This window comes from Streptomyces sp. NPDC005262 (assembly GCF_042872425.1).
Lineage (GTDB): Bacteria > Actinomycetota > Actinomycetes > Streptomycetales > Streptomycetaceae > Streptomyces.
In genome coordinates this window covers 604,004-619,983 of the sequence record NZ_JBIAKK010000002.1, presented here as the reverse complement: position 1 = coordinate 619,983, position 15,980 = coordinate 604,004, and the positions used below count along the sequence as shown (strand labels likewise).

At 71.7% G+C, this 15,980-nt stretch carries 15 protein-coding genes; 8 read left to right on the top strand and 7 right to left on the bottom strand.

Annotated elements, in window-relative coordinates:
• Positions 1-65 precede the first annotated feature (65 nt).
• A complete protein-coding gene (locus ACFYP5_RS07965) occupies positions 66-1,592 on the top strand; it encodes an MFS transporter (protein ID WP_389032044.1) in 1,527 nt (508 codons plus the stop codon).
• Positions 1,593-1,614: 22 nt separating this feature from the next.
• On the opposite strand, the gene ACFYP5_RS07960 is transcribed toward ACFYP5_RS07965, so the two are convergent.
• Genes ACFYP5_RS07960 through ACFYP5_RS07945 form a run of 4 tightly spaced genes read right to left on the bottom strand, consistent with a single transcriptional unit; the run spans position 1,615 to position 5,145 of the window.
• Complete coding sequence (locus ACFYP5_RS07960; RefSeq protein WP_389032975.1) at positions 1,615-2,247, bottom strand: response regulator; 633 nt, start codon at positions 2,245-2,247, stop codon at positions 1,615-1,617.
• Between the two features lie 5 nt (positions 2,248-2,252).
• A complete protein-coding gene (locus tag ACFYP5_RS07955) occupies positions 2,253-3,473 on the bottom strand; it encodes a sensor histidine kinase (RefSeq protein WP_389032041.1) in 1,221 nt (406 codons plus the stop codon).
• A gap of 11 nt (positions 3,474-3,484) precedes the next feature.
• Positions 3,485-4,210, bottom strand: coding sequence for an ABC transporter permease (locus ACFYP5_RS07950; RefSeq protein ID WP_389032038.1), 726 nt, complete (start codon positions 4,208-4,210; stop codon positions 3,485-3,487).
• A complete protein-coding gene (locus tag ACFYP5_RS07945) occupies positions 4,210-5,145 on the bottom strand; it encodes an ATP-binding cassette domain-containing protein (protein WP_389032036.1) in 936 nt (311 codons plus the stop codon). Before ACFYP5_RS07945 ends, ACFYP5_RS07950 begins: the two co-directional genes overlap by 1 nt.
• A gap of 283 nt (positions 5,146-5,428) precedes the next feature.
• Between ACFYP5_RS07945 and ACFYP5_RS07940 the strand changes: the two genes are divergently transcribed.
• Genes ACFYP5_RS07940 through ACFYP5_RS07930 form a run of 3 tightly spaced genes read left to right on the top strand, consistent with a single transcriptional unit; the run spans position 5,429 to position 8,397 of the window.
• Positions 5,429-6,283: a MaoC/PaaZ C-terminal domain-containing protein gene (locus ACFYP5_RS07940; RefSeq protein WP_389032033.1), complete on the top strand. Its 855-nt coding sequence runs from the start codon at positions 5,429-5,431 to the stop codon at positions 6,281-6,283.
• Between the two features lie 46 nt (positions 6,284-6,329).
• Positions 6,330-7,406 (top strand): Zn-dependent alcohol dehydrogenase, encoded by a 1,077-nt coding sequence (locus tag ACFYP5_RS07935; protein ID WP_389032030.1) that lies wholly within the window; start codon positions 6,330-6,332, stop codon positions 7,404-7,406.
• Between the two features lie 43 nt (positions 7,407-7,449).
• The gene (locus ACFYP5_RS07930; protein WP_389032028.1) at positions 7,450-8,397 is read left to right on the top strand and encodes a 3-oxoacyl-ACP reductase; all 948 of its coding nucleotides are present in this window, start codon (positions 7,450-7,452) and stop codon (positions 8,395-8,397) included.
• A 385-nt stretch (positions 8,398-8,782) separates the two neighbouring features.
• On the opposite strand, the gene ACFYP5_RS07925 is transcribed toward ACFYP5_RS07930, so the two are convergent.
• Positions 8,783-10,165, bottom strand: a complete 1,383-nt coding sequence (locus tag ACFYP5_RS07925; RefSeq protein WP_389032025.1) for a hypothetical protein — start codon at positions 10,163-10,165, stop codon at positions 8,783-8,785.
• Between the two features lie 211 nt (positions 10,166-10,376).
• Here ACFYP5_RS07925 and ACFYP5_RS07920 point away from each other — a divergent pair, with 211 nt between their 5' ends.
• The 4 genes from ACFYP5_RS07920 (at position 10,377) to ACFYP5_RS07905 (ending at position 14,375) form a co-directional block, all read left to right on the top strand.
• Positions 10,377-11,414, top strand: coding sequence for an ABC transporter substrate-binding protein (locus tag ACFYP5_RS07920; protein WP_389032023.1), 1,038 nt, complete (start codon positions 10,377-10,379; stop codon positions 11,412-11,414).
• Between the two features lie 152 nt (positions 11,415-11,566).
• A complete protein-coding gene (locus ACFYP5_RS07915) occupies positions 11,567-12,412 on the top strand; it encodes a Nif3-like dinuclear metal center hexameric protein (RefSeq protein WP_389032020.1) in 846 nt (281 codons plus the stop codon).
• Positions 12,409-13,152, top strand: coding sequence for a zinc ribbon domain-containing protein (locus tag ACFYP5_RS07910; RefSeq protein ID WP_389032972.1), 744 nt, complete (start codon positions 12,409-12,411; stop codon positions 13,150-13,152). The genes ACFYP5_RS07915 and ACFYP5_RS07910 overlap by 4 nt, the downstream gene beginning before the upstream one ends.
• On the top strand, positions 13,152-14,375 hold the full coding sequence (locus tag ACFYP5_RS07905) for a bifunctional RNase H/acid phosphatase (RefSeq protein WP_389032018.1): 1,224 nt from the start codon (positions 13,152-13,154) through the stop codon (positions 14,373-14,375). Before ACFYP5_RS07910 ends, ACFYP5_RS07905 begins: the two co-directional genes overlap by 1 nt.
• A gap of 18 nt (positions 14,376-14,393) precedes the next feature.
• Here ACFYP5_RS07905 and eda read toward each other — a convergent pair whose 3' ends face one another.
• Together eda and yaaA are read right to left on the bottom strand one after the other, a co-directional pair.
• Positions 14,394-15,017 carry a bifunctional 4-hydroxy-2-oxoglutarate aldolase/2-dehydro-3-deoxy-phosphogluconate aldolase gene (gene eda / locus ACFYP5_RS07900; RefSeq protein WP_389032016.1) on the bottom strand — a complete coding sequence of 208 codons (624 nt, stop codon included), beginning with the start codon at positions 15,015-15,017 and terminating at the stop codon, positions 14,394-14,396.
• Between the two features lie 67 nt (positions 15,018-15,084).
• Positions 15,085-15,885: a peroxide stress protein YaaA gene (yaaA, locus tag ACFYP5_RS07895; protein ID WP_389032014.1), complete on the bottom strand. Its 801-nt coding sequence runs from the start codon at positions 15,883-15,885 to the stop codon at positions 15,085-15,087.
• Between the last annotated feature and the right edge of the window lie 95 nt (positions 15,886-15,980).

Genomic DNA, 15,980 nt, shown 5'->3' with positions numbered 1-15,980 from the left:
CAGTCCTTGGTCGGAGGCGGGGCCCGACCATATACCGATGTACGGGGCGCAGAGCGCCTGCGAGTATGACGCCCATGGCAGACGTCACGACCCCCGCGCATGTGCAGAACCGGCGAACACCCCGCACCTGGGCGGTGGTGCTCGCCGCCTGCGTCGGCCAGTTCCTCGTCGTCCTCGATGTGTCGGTCGTCAATGTGGCGCTGCCGTCCATGCGGTCCGACCTGGGGCTGAGCGCCGCGCAGCTGCAGTGGGTGCTCAACGCCTACGCGATCGCGTTCGCCGGCTTCATGCTGCTCGGCGGGCGGGCCGCCGACCTGTACGGCCGCAAGCGGATGTTCCTGGTCGGACTCGGCCTGTTCACCGCGGCCTCGCTGGCCGGTGGATTCGCGCAGGAGGGCTGGCAGCTGCTGGCGGCCCGCGCGGCGCAGGGGCTCGGCGCGGCCGTGCTGTCCCCGGCGACCCTCACCATTCTCACCGCCGCCGTCCCCGAAGGCCACGCCAGAACCAGGGCGATCGGCACCTGGATGGCCGTCGGCGCGGGCGGCGGCGCGGCCGGCGGGATGGTCGGCGGGGTGCTCACCGACGTCCTCGACTGGCGCTGGGTCCTGCTGATCAACGTGCCGTTCGGCGTGCTCGTCCTGATCGGCGGCGCCGTCTGGCTCGCCGAGAGCCGGGCGCGTGAGCGGCACCGCGTCGACCTGCTGGGCGCGGTGCTCGTCACGGCGGGCCTGGCCGCCGTCGCCTACGGCATCGTGCAGACCGAGCAGGAGGGCTGGGCCGCACCGGCGACCCTGGTGCCGCTGCTCGGCGGCCTCGCGCTGCTCACGCTCTTCGTCCTGGTGGAGGCCCGGACGGCGGCGCCGCTGATGCCGCTGCGGGTGCTGGGCACGCGGGCGGTGGCGGCGGCGAACGTGGCGATGATCGTGATGGGGTCCGCGACCTTCTCGATGTGGTACTTCATGACCGTGTACGCACAGTCGGTGCTGGGCTATACGCCGATGCAGGCCGGATTCGCCCTGCTGCCCACCTCGTTGGCGGTCGTTCTCGGCTCGACGTTCGCGCCGCGGATGATGGCACGGGTCGGTGCGAAGAATCTTGTCCTGATCGGTCTGGCGGTCACCGCCACGGGCTTCGGCTGGCAGTCGACGATGGGCGCCGACGGCTCGTACCTCACGTCGATCTGCGGGCCCGGCATCCTGATGATGGCCGGTGCGGGATTCGCGTCCACCCCGCTCGCCTCCCTCGCCACCTCGGGCGCGGCGCCCGGGGACGCCGGGCTGGTCTCCGGGCTGGTCAACACCTCGCGCACGATGGGCGGTGCACTGGGTCTGGCCGTGCTCTCCACCGTCGCGGCGGCGCGCACCGGGGGCGGAACCGGGGCGGAGGACCTCACCGCCGGGTTCGCGCTGGCCTTCCGTACGGCGGGCTCGGTGCTGCTCGGCGGGCTGCTGCTGATGACGCTGTGGCTACCGCGTCACCGCTCGCCGCGCTCCGGTACCCCGAGCCCGTCGGGCACATCGAGCCCGTCCCGGACGCCGAGCCCGTCCGGCACGTCGAGCGCGCCGGACATGTCCAGGACGTCCGGCGACTGAGGGCACGGCGGCCGCAGGCCGCCTACAGCCACCCCTGCTGCCGTGCCGCCCGCACCGCCTCCATGCGATTACGGGTCCCCGTCTTCCCGATCGCGGACGACAGATAGTTGCGCACCGTCGACTCCGACAGATGCAGCTTGGCCGCGATGTCTGCGACCGTCGCCCCGTCCACCGAGGCGTTCAGCGCGTCCCGTTCCCGCGCGGTGAGCGGGCTGGGCCCCGCGCTCAGGGCCGCGGCGGCGAGGGCGGGGTCGACGACGGTCTCGCCGGTCAGCACCCGGCGGATCGCCGCCGCGAGCTCCTCGACCGGGCCGTCCTTGACCAGAAAGCCTGCTGCCCCGGCCTCCATCGCGCGGCGCAGATAGCCCGGCCGGCCGAAGGTGGTGAGGATCAGCACCCGGCAGTCCGGCACCTCCTCGCGCAGATCGGCGGCGGCGTCCAGTCCGCTGCGGCCCGGGAGTTCGATGTCGAGGAGTGCCACATCGGGACGGGACATCAGCGCGGCGTCCACGATCTCGTCCCCGGCGGCCACCTGGGCCACCACCTCGATGTCCGGCTCCAGGCCCAGCAGCAGGGCGAGTGCGCCGCGCATCATGCCCTGGTCCTCGGCGAGCAGCACACGTACGGACCTGGTCGGCCGGTGGTCCTGGGGCATCTCGTTCACCGGCCCAGCGTATGGGGTGGGACCGAGCCGTCGGCGGTATCCACTCCGTCCGGGACGTCCGTCGCGTCCACCGGCAGTTCCGCGGTGACCAGGAAGCCGCCGTCCGGACGGGGTCCCGCCGTGAGCGAGCCGCCGGCCGCCGCGAGACGTTCGGTGAGGCCCTTCAGGCCGGTCCCGCCGATGCCCGGGGCGGGCGGCTCGGTGGCCTGCCCGAGGCCGTCGTCGGTGACGGTCAGCCGGACCCGATCGGCCGTGCCATGGACCATGAACGAGCAGGTGGTCGCACCGCTGTGGCGTACGACGTTGGTCACCGCCTCCCGTACCACCCAGCCCAGCAGCGCCTCCGCCTGCGGGACGAGCGGCGGTCCCGATCGGCGCACCACCGGTTCGATCCCGGCGGCGGTCAGTGCGGACCTCGCCCGGTCGAGTTCGGTGGCCAGACTCCCCTCGCGGTAGCCGGTGACGGCCTCCCGGATCTCCGTGAGGGCCTGGCGGCCGACGGACTCGATGTCGGCGACCTGGAGCAGCGCCGCGTCCATGTCGCGCGGGGCCAGCCGGCGCGCGGCCTCCGACTTGACGACGATCACGGAGAGCGTGTGCCCCAGCAGGTCGTGCAGATCGCGGGAGAACCGGAGCCGCTCCTTCTCCACGGCGGTCCGGGCCAGTTCCTGCCGGGTGGCGCGCAGTTCCATCACGGTCTCCGACAGGGTGAGGATCGCGGCGGTCACCGCACCGGAGATGAAGGTGCCGTATCCGATGGCCCACGGTTCCGAGACGTTGTCCCCGCGCCAGACGGCGATGAGACTGGCGAGGATCGCGAGGCCGAGCAGACCGAACGCCAGCTGCCGGCGGCGCAGGATCGTGCCGCAGGCGAGCGAGAGCAGCGGGAAGAACAGCAGCCAGCTGCCGCCGTAGCCGATCGCCAGGCCGAACGTGACCACGGCCATCGCGGCGAGCAGCCAGTACGACACCGGGCTTTCGCGCTTCTCCTTGACGAACCCGCGGAACACCACGGAGATGTACAGGGAGTTGAAAGTGAGCAGACCGAGACCACCGATCCAGGGGTTCGGGGTCTCCCCCTGGAAGAGGTTGGAGAAGGCGCCGAGGCCCATCAGCAGCCAGGGCAGCAGGGCGTACGGGCCGGGCGGCCCGGGCCGCCCCTCCTCGCGGCGCCGCCTGCGCCGTTCCCGCCACGATCCTGATCCGTTCCGGGACATGCTCGCTCCTGTCACGCCGTCCTCGCGGACCGACGGTACGAGACGACCGCGTACACACCGAACAGCAGCAGCCATCCGGCGAGCACGGTGATGGTCCCCGCGGACGGCGCGTGGCCGCCGGTGGCCGCCCAGCCCAGGTCGGCGAACCGGTGGGCGGGGGTGTACGAACCGATGGCGCGCACCCACGAGGGAAACTCGGAGAGCGGGAACCACAGCCCGCCGATGATCGCGAAGCCCATCAGAGCGCCCACGTTGACCACTCCGGTGGCCTGCGGGGTGAGCCGGTAGCCGTTGCCGATGCCGAGCAGGGTGAACGGCAGGGCACCGATCCACAGCAGCAGCGTCAGGGCGATCCACTGTCCGGCTTCCAGCCGTACGCCGTTGACCAGCGCCCCGGCGAGCAGCACCGCCAGGACGGTGGGCAGCACGGTCACCGAACCGCTGATCGCGCGGCCCGCGACCACCCGGGACGGGTCGAGCGGGGTGATCCTAAGCTGCTGGAGCCAGCCGAGGGACTTGTCGGACGCGACGCCCGTACCGATGGACATGGCGGCGCCCAGTGCCCCGTACGCCGCCATGCCGACCATGGACATGACCTTCCACTCGGCCGCGTCGTCGCCGCCCCCGCCGAGGTTGGTGAAGAGCAGATACATCAGCACCGGCATCCCGATCCCGAAGATCATGAAGAATCCGTCGCGCAGGGTGCGGCGGATCTCGAGCACGATGTAGGGAAACATCAGACGGTCTCCTTCTCCGAGAGTGCGGCGGGGGTGGTCAATGCGAGGAACGCGTCTTCGAGCGTGGGCCGGGAGACCTGGAGATCGCGGATCCGGCCGAGGCGGGCCAGCTCGATCACCGTGGCGTCCGAGTCGTCCGTACGCAGCAGGGCACGGTCCCCGCGGACCTCGACGGCGTTGACACCGGGCAGCAGTTCCAGACCCTCGGTCGGTCCGCCCGCCAGGTCGAAGGAGACGTGGCTGCCGCCGACCGACTCCTTGATCCGGTCCCCGCTGCCGTCGGCGACGATCCGGCCGTGGTCGATGACGACGATCCGGTCCGCGTTCTCGTCGGCCTCTTCCAGATAGTGCGTGGAGAAGAGAACCGTGTTGCCGCGCCGCGCGTAGGCCCGCATTGAGTCCCAGAACGCGCGCCGGGCCTCGACGTCCAGGGCGGCGGTCGGTTCGTCCAGGACGATCAGTTCCGGGTTGCCGGCCAGTGCGACCGCGAACCGGACGCGCTGGATCTGCCCGCCGGAGAGCTTGTCCACCCGCCGGTCCGCGTACGCGGTGACACCCGCCAGGTCCAGCGACTCGGGGACCGGCATCGGACTCGGGTACGTGGAGGCGACGAAGGTGATCAGTTCGCGGACCGTCACCCGGGGGATGGGCCGCCCGTCCTGGAGCATGGCGCCGACCCGGCCGGCCCGTACCGCCTGCTCGGGGGTGCGGCCGAGCAGCCGCACATCGCCGGAGTCCGGTTCGTCGAGTCCGAGCAGGAGGCTGATGGTGGTGGACTTGCCCGCCCCGTTGCGGCCGAGCAGGGCGACGGTCTCGCCGCGTTCGACGGTCAGGTCGATCCCGTCGACGGCGCGTACGGTCTGCTCCGCCCGGCCGAAGGTCTTGACTGCCCCGGTGAAGATCACCGCGGGCCCGCTCCCCGTTGTCTTTTCCATGACCCCGACGCTACGGAGTCGGGCGGCTGTCCCGACAGAGGCGCATGTACGGACTCCAGGATGACAAATGTCATCGCCGGTGCGTCGTCACGCGGTGCCCGGAACGGCTTCTGACGGGATGTCAGCAGTCTTCACAACTCCTGGGAGCTGCGTTATACATAGGGCCAACCGGCTAGAACGCGTTCTAGAACGGGCGCTGCGGCCGGCCCCGCACGACCTCGGTGCGGCCGACGGTGCGGACGGTCGTGCCGAGGTCTTCCCACCATCAAGGAGCAGCTTTCCCATGCCCATTGATGCCGCAGAGGCGGTCGCCGCCGAACCCCGGACCGCCGAGATCTCCTGGGACCACAAAGACGTCCAGCTCTACCACCTGGGACTCGGTGCGGGCGCCCCCGCCACCGACCCCGCCGAACTGCGCTACACCCTCGAGTCCCGGCTCCATGTCCTGCCCAGCTTCGCCACCGTCGCGGGTGCGGGCACGGGCGTGGTCGGCGGGCTGTCCTCGCCCGGGATCGACGTCGACCTGGCCGCCGTGCTCCACGGTGGCCAGACGGTGAGGGTGCACCGGCCGATCCCGGCCGAGGGCAGGGCCGTCCAGACGTCGAAGGTCGCGGCGGTGTACGACAAGGGCAAGGCGGCCGTCCTCGTCCTGCGCTCCGAGGCCGCCGACGACGAGGGCCTCCTGTGGACCAACGACGCCGAGATCTTCGTCCGCGGCGAGGGAGGTTTCGGCGGCGAGCGCGGACCGTCCGGGCGGCACGCCGACATGGCCGTCGTCCCGGACCACACGGTCGAACGGCCGGTCCGCGAGGACCAGGCGCTGCTCTACCGGCTCTCCGGGGACCGGAACCCGTTGCACGCCGACCCCGAGTTCGCCCGGAAGGCCGGCTTCGACCGGCCCATCCTGCACGGGCTGTGCACCTACGGCATGACGCTCAAGGCCGTGGCCGACACACTGCTCGGCGGTGAAGTGGCCCGCATCCGCTCGTACCGCACCCGATTCGCCGGGGTGGTCTTCCCCGGCGAGACCCTCCGCATCCGGATGTGGACCGGGGACGGCCACGTCCGGGTCGCCGTGACCGCCGTCGAGCGGGACGAGGCACCGGTCCTGGCCGACACGCTCGTCGAACACTCCTGAATCACCCAAGGACCGACACACGCCACGACGTGAGGGGAGCCGCACCATGCGCGCAGCCGTACTGCACGAGATAGGTCAGGACAAACTGGAAGTCCTCGACGACGTCGAGGCGGTGGGCTTCGGCCCGGGCAAGGTCAAGCTCCGCGTCCGGGCCACCGGGCTGTGCCACTCCGACGTCTCGGCGATGAGCGGTGTGCTGCCGCAGCCCGCGCCCTTCATCCCCGGCCACGAAGGTGCCGGCGAGGTCATCGACATCGGCGACGGTGTGACCGGGCTGAGCGCGGGGGACCGGGTGGTGGTCTGCTGGCTGCCCGCCTGCGGGACGTGTCCCGCCTGCAGGCGTGGCCAGACGCAGCTCTGTCTGGCCGGCTTCATGAACGCGGGTACGCCCAACTTCAAACGCCCCGGCGGCGATGTGTTCGGCTTCGCCGGGACCGGCACCTTCACCGAGGAGGTCGTCGTCGACGCGGGCTGCGCGGTGCCGATCCCCGACGACGTGCCCTTCGAGATCGCCGCGCTGATCGGCTGCGGCGTCACCACCGGACTCGGAGCCGCGATCAACACCGCGCAGGTGGAGGCCGGTTCGTCGGTGGCCGTGATCGGCTGCGGCGGCGTCGGCATCTCCACCATCCAGGGCGCCAGGGTGCAGGGCGCCGCCCAGATCGTCGCCGTCGACCCGGTCGCGTCCCGGCGCGAGGCGGCTCTGCGGTTCGGCGCGACCGAGGCGGTCGCACCGGACGGACTCGCCGACGCCAGACAGCGGATCACCGCCGGTGAGGGCTTCGACTACGTCTTCGAGGTGGTCGGCAAGTCGGTCACCGCCCGCACGGCGTACGAGAACACCCGGCGCGGCGGCACGCTCTGCATCGTCGGCGCGGGTGCGATGGACGACAACTTCCAGGTCAACATGTTCGAGCTGTTCTTCGACGAGAAGCGGATCCTGCCCTCCATGTACGGCGGAGGGGACGTGCTCCGGTCGTACGAACGGGCCATCGCGCTCTGGCGGGCGGGCCGGATCGACCTCGAATCGATGATCACCCACCGGGTGCAGCTCGCCGAGATCAATGACGCCCTCGACCAGATGCGGACCGGCGAGGCGCTCCGTACCTGCATCGAGCTCTGACCGGCTGTCAGCCACCGTGCACCGAGAGGACTCCGAGGTTCCGATGTCACAACCCCTTCCCCTGGACGGGCTGTCCGCGGTCGTCACCGGCGCGGGCCGCGGGCTCGGGCGCGCCGAGGCGCTGGAACTGGCCCGGCTCGGCGCGTCCGTCGTCGTCAACGACTACGGGCAGCCGGGCCGCGACGGCTCCGGCGAGGCGTCCGCGGCACCCGCCGAGGAGGTCGCCGAGGAGATCCGCGCGGCCGGCGGCCGTGCGGTCGCCCACCTCGGCGACGTCTCCGACCACGAGCAGGCCCGCGCCCTGGTCGATCTGGCCGTCAGTGCGTACGGCAAGCTCGACATCCTGGTCAACAACGCGGGGATCCTGCGCGACCGGATGGTCTTCTCGATGACCGAGGACGAGTGGGACTCCGTCATCCGGGTCCACCTCAAGGGCCACTTCAACACCACCCACTTCGCAGCGTCCCACTGGCGCGCCCGATCCAAGGAGTCCGGCTCCCCGGTCTACGGCCGGATCGTCAACACCTCGTCCGAGGCGTTCCTCGCGGGCTCGGCGGGCCAGCCGAACTACGCGGCGGCCAAGGGCGGCATCGTCGGCCTCACCACCTCCACCGCCCTGGCCCTCGCCAAATACGGCGTCACGGCCAACGCGATCTGCCCACGGGCCCGCACCCGGATGACGGAGGACGTCTTCGCGGGCTTCGAGAAACCGGCGGACGGCCGTCTCGACGCGCTGGCCCCCGAGCATGTCTCCCCCCTGGTCGGCTATCTGGCGTCGCCGGCGGCCGCCAAGGTCAACGGACAGCTGCTCGTGGTGCACGGCGGGATGGTCGCGATCGTGGAACGCCCCAGGGTGGCGGCGAAGTTCGACTCGTCCAAGGAGACCTTCTCGTTCGACGAGCTGGACGAGCTGATCTCCCCGTACTACGAGGACCGCCCGGCGAACCAGACGTTCGCGGCGGCGGAGGTGCTGGGACTCAAGCGGGACTGACGCTCCCGGGGCAACGCACAAGGAAGGGCCTCCGCAGCACATGTCGGTGCTGCGGAGGCCCTCCTTCCCTCGTCGGTCTCGATGCGGTCAGGCCGCCCTGCGGCCCCCCTCGGAAGGGCGCCGGTGGCGACCGTGCGGCTGCGCGTCCGTGCTGTCCATCGACACACCCCCTCGGTGCTTTCCGGAGCCGCCGGCTTCGGCCCGTTCGGCGTCCGCCCCCGGCGGGCGCGTCTGGGTCGTGTCGGTTCGGGCTTCAGACATGTGGGAAGTCACCCCGTTGTGATCGCTTACGTGTGTGTCACCGGGACCATCGCGCCACCACCACCCGAAGCGGTCACCGTCGGCAACCGCGCCGATTGGCTGTGCAGCCCCCAGGCCCGGAATCTTAACCAGGAGCCGTACGCCCCACGAGAGGCGCCTGCCCCAGTGGAACCGGCTTGCACACTGCAGGAGGCGCGGCAGCCGCGGACGGTTGCATACCGCTTTCTGCGGCTGTCGCCCATGCCGGCCCGACGCCGCGCTCCTCGTCCACCGGTGCCTCCACCAGGGCCACCCCGCACGGCACGTCCCCGTTCGCGTACGGAAGCTTGAGCACACCGTCCCTGGTCCACAGTCCGGTCCCGGCCAGCCACCCTGCGGGGGCGGCGAGTTGATGCAGCCGGCGCCCCGTCGGCCGCCACACCCCCACCCAGCTGCCGGCCGCACCGTCGATCCGCAGCGCCACCGCACAGCTCTCCGGCATCAGCATCTGCCCCGGCTGCACGGCGAACGGCGTCACGGCCACATCCGCCGGACGCAGGCACTCGGGGAAGCGCACCGGCAGACAGCTGCCGAGCACCCCCCACCCCAGCCGGTCGTGGCCTGGCGCGTCGGAGCGGATCAGCAGCAGCCCGCTGTCCGCATCGGCGAGCAGCAGCCGGTCGTTGCTGTCCGGCGCGATCTGCAGCAGCGGCGTCACCTCGCCGCCCCGCCCCAGGTCCACGGCGACCGCCTTCACCGGACCGCCGCCCACGGGCTCCCGGTCCAGAGCCAGCAGCCGTCCGGCCCGGTCCAGCCAGACCCCGCCGGAGCACCGCCCCGGCACATCCGCGACATGAACCGGTCCGAACGCCCCGCCCGCCACCAGCCAGACGGCGGTGGAATGTTCCCCGACCGAAAGGGCGTACGCACTCGCACCGTCCGGCGAGGGCGGCAGCAGGGTCAGGCGCGCGCCGTCCGCGCACTCCAGGGCGCCGAGCGGCAGTTCGCCGGTGCCGGGTCCGGTCGGATAGAGCAGCGAGAAGGTGTGACGGCCCGCCACCTGGCGCCGGATCAGTACGCGGCCGTCGGCGAGCGGCAGCACATCGGAGCCGGGCTCCTCCGGCTGGTCGAGCGGAAGCGGCACGGCGTACGGTTCATGCCCGTCGAGCGTCCAGCGCTCGGGGAACCAGGCCGCGGCGTCCGCCGCTCCGTGGAGCGTGAGCCGTGCGGCGTACGAACCGTCGGCGGCAATGGTGAACGCGGCCGCACGTGCGGCGGCGCTGACGCCACCACTCGGTTCGCCGGATTCATCGGGCACGAGCGGACCAACGGCCCGGTGGGACTTCGCCTGTTCGTACGACTCCCGGGCTGCCTCCGGCCCCCGGGCTGCCTCCGGCCTCTCGGGTTCCTCCGGCTCCTCCCGGCCCCCGGATCCTTCCGCTTTTCCCGCTTTTCCCGCTTCTCCCGACACGGGGCTCACCGTCGCGGCGGCCCCGGCGGTCTCACTCTCGATGGCACAGACAGTCATGGACTCGTCACCTCCGGCAACCGAAGCTAGTTTTCGCACTTCCTGCCGAACAACACGAGACGCGCCACTTCACACATAAGGGTGGTGATGCCCGGATTCACCTGAGGGGGAGGGGGTGGTTGTGCTCCCCGTCAGGCCCACAGCTAAGGTTAGGCATCCCTAAGCGTTTCCCGTGGGGCCCTGATTCCTCAACTGGAGCAAGTGAGTAGTGATGTCCATACGACGCCGCAGCACCGCCGCCGTCGGCCTGGCAGTGGCCGCCGCCCTCTCCCTCTCCGCCTGCGGCGGCGGGGCATCGGACGACTCGGCCAAGTCCGGGGCCGGCAGCGACAAGAAGGCAGCCGTCGCGACCGGCGGCAAGGACTTCGCCGACGCGGCCAAGAAGACGGCCGCGTACGGGACGGACGCCAAGGCGGGCCAGTTCCCCCGGACCCTCACGCACGCCATGGGCACGACCGAGCTCAAGTCCGCGCCGAAGCGCGTCGTCGTGCTGGACGTGGGCGAGTTCGACAACGTCGTCTCGCTGGGTGTGAAGCCGGTCGGCTACGCCCCCTCCGAAGGTGACGCGGCCATTCCCTCGTACCTGAAGAAGGACGCGGGCGACCCGAAGAACGTCGGCACGATCAACAACCTCAACCTCGAGGCGATCGCGGGCCTGAAGCCGGACCTGATCCTCGGCAGCCAGCTGCGCGCCGCCGACAAGTACGACCAGCTCTCCAAGATCGCGCCGACCGTGTTCTCCATCCGTCCGGGCTTCACCTGGAAGGAGAACTACCTCCTCAACGCTGCGGCACTGGACAAGACCGCCAAGGCGGAGAGCGAGCTCGACGCGTACGAGAAGAAGGCCGCGAAGCTCGGCGAGGACATCGGCCCCGACAAGCCGACCATCTCGATGGTCCGCTACCTGCCGGACCGCATCCGCCTCTACGCGAAGGCGTCGTTCATCGGCACGATCCTCGAGGACGCAGGCCTGCCGCGCCCCAAGAACCAGCAGATCAACGACCTCGCCGCCGAGATCAGCCCGGAGAAGATCGACGAGGCGGACGCCGACTGGATCTTCACCGGCGTCTACGGCGACCCGAAGGCGACCAAGCGCGACACGGCCCGGTCCAACCCGCTGTGGAAGAACCTCAAGGCGGTCAAGGAGGGCCGGGCGAAGGACGTCCCGGACGAGACCTGGTACCTCGGCCTCGGTGTCACGGCGGCGAACCTGGTCCTCGACGACCTGCGCGCGGACCTCGTCAAGTAGCGGACCGGATCAGCAGGGGCCCGGGCCGGACAACGGCCCGGGCCGAACCGCGTGTGAGGATCCGTGACCGGCTGTCGCCGGTTGCCGTGGAGTCCGCACAGGTCACCGCAGTCATGGGCGGCGGGGCACGGACGGAAGGTAGCCTTTCCTCCGTGCCCCGTCTGTCTGAAGTCATCGCCGCGCTCGACGCCCTCTGGCCTCCCGAGCGGGCCGAAGGTTGGGACGCGGTCGGCACGGTCTGCGGAGACGTCGACAACCCGGCCGCCGAGGTCGACCGCGTGCTCTTCGCCGTCGACCCCGTCCAGGAGGTCGCCGACGAGGCGATCAAGCTCGGCGCCCAGCTGATCGTCACCCATCACCCGCTCTATCTGCGGGGTACGACGACGGTCGCCGCCACCACCTTCAAGGGCCGGGTCGTGCACAGCCTCATCAAGCACGACATCGCCCTGCACGTCGCGCACACCAATGCCGACACCGCCGACCCCGGCGTCTCCGACGCCCTCGCCGGCGCCCTGGATCTGCGTGTCACCGGACCCCTCGTGCCGGACCCGACCGACCCCAAGGGCCATCGCGGCCTCGGCCGGATCTGCGAGCTGGACCACCCCGAGACCCTCCGCGACCTCGCCGCCCGCGCCGCCGCCCGGCTGCCCGCGACCGCGCAGGGCATCCGCATGGCCGGCGACCCGGACGCCGTCGTCCGTACCGTCGCGGTGAGCGGCGGCTCCGGCGACAGCCTCTTCGACGCGGTGCGCGCCGCGGGCGTCGACGCCTTCCTCACCGCGGATCTGCGCCACCACCCGGCCTCCGAGGCCGTTCAGCAGTCCGCGATCGGCCTGATCGACGCCGCGCACTGGGCCACCGAGTGGCCCTGGTGCGAGCAGGCCGCCGCGCAGCTCGACGCGATTTCCGACCGCCACGGATGGGGCCTGCGGGTCCATGTCTCGAAGCAGGTCACCGACCCCTGGACCACCCACCACTCTTCTGGAGCCCCCAACTGAACGCCGCGCCCGCCGACCAGATCCGACTTCTCGACGTCCAGGCCCTCGACGTACGGCTGTCGCAGCTTGCGCACAAGCGCAAGTCGCTCCCCGAGCACGCCGAGATCGAGTCGCTCACGGCCGACCTCGCACAACTGCGTGACCTGCTGGTCGCCTCGCAGACCGAGGAGAGCGACACCGCCCGCGAGCAGACCAAGGCGGAGCAGGACGTGGACCTGGTGCGCCAGCGCGCCGTCCGCGACCAGCAGCGGCTGGACTCCGGCGCGGTCACCTCCCCGAAGGACCTGGAGAGCCTCCAGCGCGAGATCGCCTCGCTGGCCAAGCGCCAGGGCGACCTCGAGGACGTCGTCCTCGAAGTCATGGAGCGCCGTGAGTCCGCGCAGGAGCGCGTCACCGAGCTCACCGCACGCGTCTCGGCCGTCCAGGCCAAGGTCGACGACGCGACGGGCCGCCGGGACGCCGCGACGCAGGCTCTCGACGACGAGACCGCGACCGTCACGAAGGAGCGCGAGGTCGTCGCCGGCTCCGTGCCGGCGGACCTGCTCAAGCTGTACGACCGGCTCCGCGCCCAGTCGGGCGGGGTCGGCGCCGCGCGCCTCTACCAGCGCCGTTGCGAGGGCTGCCGGCTGGAGCTGAACATCACGGAGGTCAACGACGTGAAGGCGGCGTCCCCGGACACGGTGCTGCGCTGCGAGAACTGCCACCGCATCCTGGTCCGTACGGCGGAGTCGGGCCTGTAATGACGCAGTCCCGCCAGTTCGTCATCGAGGCAGACGGTGGGTCCCGGGGCAACCCCGGGCCCGCCGGCTACGGCGCGGTCGTGATCGACCCGGTGACGGGGGAGACGCTCGCCGAAGCCGCCGAGTACATCGGTGTCGCGACGAACAACGTGGCCGAGTACAGGGGCCTCATCGCGGGCCTGAAGGCCGCGAAGGCACTGGTGCCGGACGCGTCGGCGGAGGGCGCGCTGCAGGTACGCGTCCGGATGGACTCCAAGCTGGTCGTGGAACAGATGTCGGGGCGCTGGAAGATCAAGCACCCCGACATGAAGCCGCTCGCCGCGGAGGCGGCGCGGATCCTGCCGGCGTCCGCGGTCACGTACGAGTGGATCCCGCGCGAGAAGAACAAGCACGCGGACCGGCTCGCCAACGAGGCGATGGACGCGGGCAAGAGGGGCAAGCAGTGGGAGCCGTCGGCATCGACGGCCGCCCTCGACCTGCCCCCCGTCTCCGGTCCGCCCGGGGACGCGGCAGCGGGCGCCGCGAAGGCACGGGCGGCGATGTCCCCCCGCCGGGAGACCGCGGCCACCCCGCAGGTCGGCTGGGGCGCCGCCGACCTCGGGGCACCGGCCACATTCGTCCTGCTCCGGCACGGTGAGACGGCCCTCACGCCCGAGAAGCGGTTCTCGGGCAGCGGCGGCAGCGACCCCGAACTCTCGGCGGCCGGCCGCAACCAGGCCGAACGGGTGGCGGAGTCCCTCGCCGCCCGGGGCACGATCCAGGAGATCATCAGCTCCCCGCTGCGCCGCTGCCGCGAAACAGCGGCGGCGGTGGGCGCCCGCCTCGGCCTGCCCGTCCAGATCGAGGACGGCCTGCGCGAGACGGACTTCGGGGCCTGGGAGGGCCTGACGTTCGCCGAGGTCCGTGAACGCTACGGCCCCGACCTGGACGCCTGGCTCGCCTCCACGCGAACGCCTCCCACCGGCGGCGGAGAGAGCTTCGCCGAGGTGGCCCGTCGGGTCTCGGCCACCCGGGACCGTCTGACCACCCGCCACGCGGGCCGCACGGTGCTCCTGGTCACCCACGTGACCCCGATCAAGACCCTGGCCCGGCTGGCCCTGGGCGCCCCACCGGAGTCCCTGTTCCGCATGGAACTCTCGGCGGCGTCGCTGTCGGCGGTGGCGTACTACGCGGACGGCAACGCGTCACTGAGACTGCTGAACGACACGTCGCACCTGCGGTAGGGAGCGGGGCGGGGGACATCAGCCGCGCAGTGCCGCAGCCTCGCCCGCCAACCGCTCCACCCGTGCCCAGTCCTTCGCCGCCACCGCATCTCCCGGCACCATCCAACTGCCGCCCACGCAGCCGACGTTCGGCAGTGCCAGGTAGGTCGGCGCGGACGCGAGCGAGATGCCGCCCGTCGGGCAGAACCGGGCCTGGGGGAGCGGTGCGGACAGTGCCTTGAGGTACGCCGTACCGCCCGCCGCCTCCGCCGGGAAGAACTTCATCTCGTTGACCCCGCGCTCCAGCAGCGCCACGACCTCGGACGTCGTCGAGACCCCGGGCAGGAACGGCACCTGCGACGCCTTCATCGCGTCCAGCAGCGGATCCGTCCAGCCCGGGCTGACCAGGAACCGCGCCCCGGCCGCCACCGTGTCGGAGACGTTCCGCGCGGAGATCACCGTGCCCGCCCCCACCACCGCACCCGGTACCTCCGCCGCGATCGCCGCGATCGCGTCCAGTGCCGCAGCCGTCCGCAGCGTCACCTCGATGGCAGGGAGCCCGCCCGCGACGAGGGCCCGGGCGAGCGGCACCGCGTCAGCGGCGTCCTCCAGGACGACAACGGGGACAACGGGGGCAAGGTCCAGCACGGAGGAGGAGGTCATGGCCTCATCTTGCCGCGCCCACCGCACCGTACGCAACGCGCGTTGCGCATGTTGCAATCACCTTGGGTCAGTGGATCTCCGTCACGACCACATCGAGCGCCCACGGGCGTCCGGGCCGCCCCGGAGCCTCCGCCTCCACCACGTACCCCAGCCCCCGCAACGCGTCCACCAGCTCCGCAGGCCCGTTCGGCCGGACCCCTGACTGCAGCAGGTCGCGCACCATCCGCCCCTTCGTCGCCTTGTTGAAGTGGCTGACCACCGACCGCTTCTCCACCCCGTCCACCATCTGGGAGTGCAGCACCCGCACACTCGCCGTGCGCTCCGCCACCGCGCCCTTCGGCTTCCACGCCGCCGCGTACGCGGACGACCGCAGATCCAGTACCAGTCCGTCCCCGGCCGCCTCCGGCATGACCTCGGCCATCGGCGCACGCCAGTACCCGCCCAGCGCACCGAGGCCCGGCAGTTTCACCCCCATCGAGCAGCGGTACGACGGAATCCGGTCGCCCACCCGCACCGCGCCCCACAGCCCGGAGAAGACCAGCAGGGACTTCCCGGCCCGCCGCCGGGCCGCCGTGTCCAGGGACGCCAGGTCCAGCGCGTCGTACAGAACCCCGGTGTAGATCTCCCCGGCGGGCCGTGTCCCCGCCGTCCGCAGCTCGACGTTCTTCGCGATCTCACCGCGCAGTCCCTCGCTCAGGCCGAGCGTCTCCCGGGCCTTCTCCTCGTCCGCCACGCACAGCTCGACCAGCTCTTCGAGGACCGCGGCCCGGGCCTCGGCCAGCCCCGGCAGCGACAGCGACTCCGGCTTCAGGGGTGCTCCGCGCCCCGGGGCGGCCTTTCCTTCGGAGGGCGGCAACAGCACGAGCAAGGCGGTTCTCCTTCGTACGAACAGGGAAGCGGCCCCCACAACTGCCCAAGGCCCCGCTTGCCAGCGTACGGGGACGCCCGGACCGCCCGGTTCCG

Coding starts and splice junctions, on each gene's coding strand:
- ACFYP5_RS07965 (WP_389032044.1), top strand. CDS start 66: ATGACGCCCATGGCAGACGTCACGACCCCCGCGCATGTGCAGAACCGG.
- ACFYP5_RS07960 (WP_389032975.1), bottom strand. CDS start 2,247: ATGCCCCAGGACCACCGGCCGACCAGGTCCGTACGTGTGCTGCTCGCC.
- ACFYP5_RS07955 (WP_389032041.1), bottom strand. CDS start 3,473: ATGTCCCGGAACGGATCAGGATCGTGGCGGGAACGGCGCAGGCGGCGC.
- ACFYP5_RS07950 (WP_389032038.1), bottom strand. CDS start 4,210: ATGTTTCCCTACATCGTGCTCGAGATCCGCCGCACCCTGCGCGACGGA.
- ACFYP5_RS07945 (WP_389032036.1), bottom strand. CDS start 5,145: ATGGAAAAGACAACGGGGAGCGGGCCCGCGGTGATCTTCACCGGGGCA.
- ACFYP5_RS07940 (WP_389032033.1), top strand. CDS start 5,429: ATGCCCATTGATGCCGCAGAGGCGGTCGCCGCCGAACCCCGGACCGCC.
- ACFYP5_RS07935 (WP_389032030.1), top strand. CDS start 6,330: ATGCGCGCAGCCGTACTGCACGAGATAGGTCAGGACAAACTGGAAGTC.
- ACFYP5_RS07930 (WP_389032028.1), top strand. CDS start 7,450: ATGTCACAACCCCTTCCCCTGGACGGGCTGTCCGCGGTCGTCACCGGC.
- ACFYP5_RS07925 (WP_389032025.1), bottom strand. CDS start 10,165: ATGACTGTCTGTGCCATCGAGAGTGAGACCGCCGGGGCCGCCGCGACG.
- ACFYP5_RS07920 (WP_389032023.1), top strand. CDS start 10,377: ATGTCCATACGACGCCGCAGCACCGCCGCCGTCGGCCTGGCAGTGGCC.
- ACFYP5_RS07905 (WP_389032018.1), top strand. CDS start 13,152: ATGACGCAGTCCCGCCAGTTCGTCATCGAGGCAGACGGTGGGTCCCGG.
- eda (WP_389032016.1), bottom strand. CDS start 15,017: ATGACCTCCTCCTCCGTGCTGGACCTTGCCCCCGTTGTCCCCGTTGTC.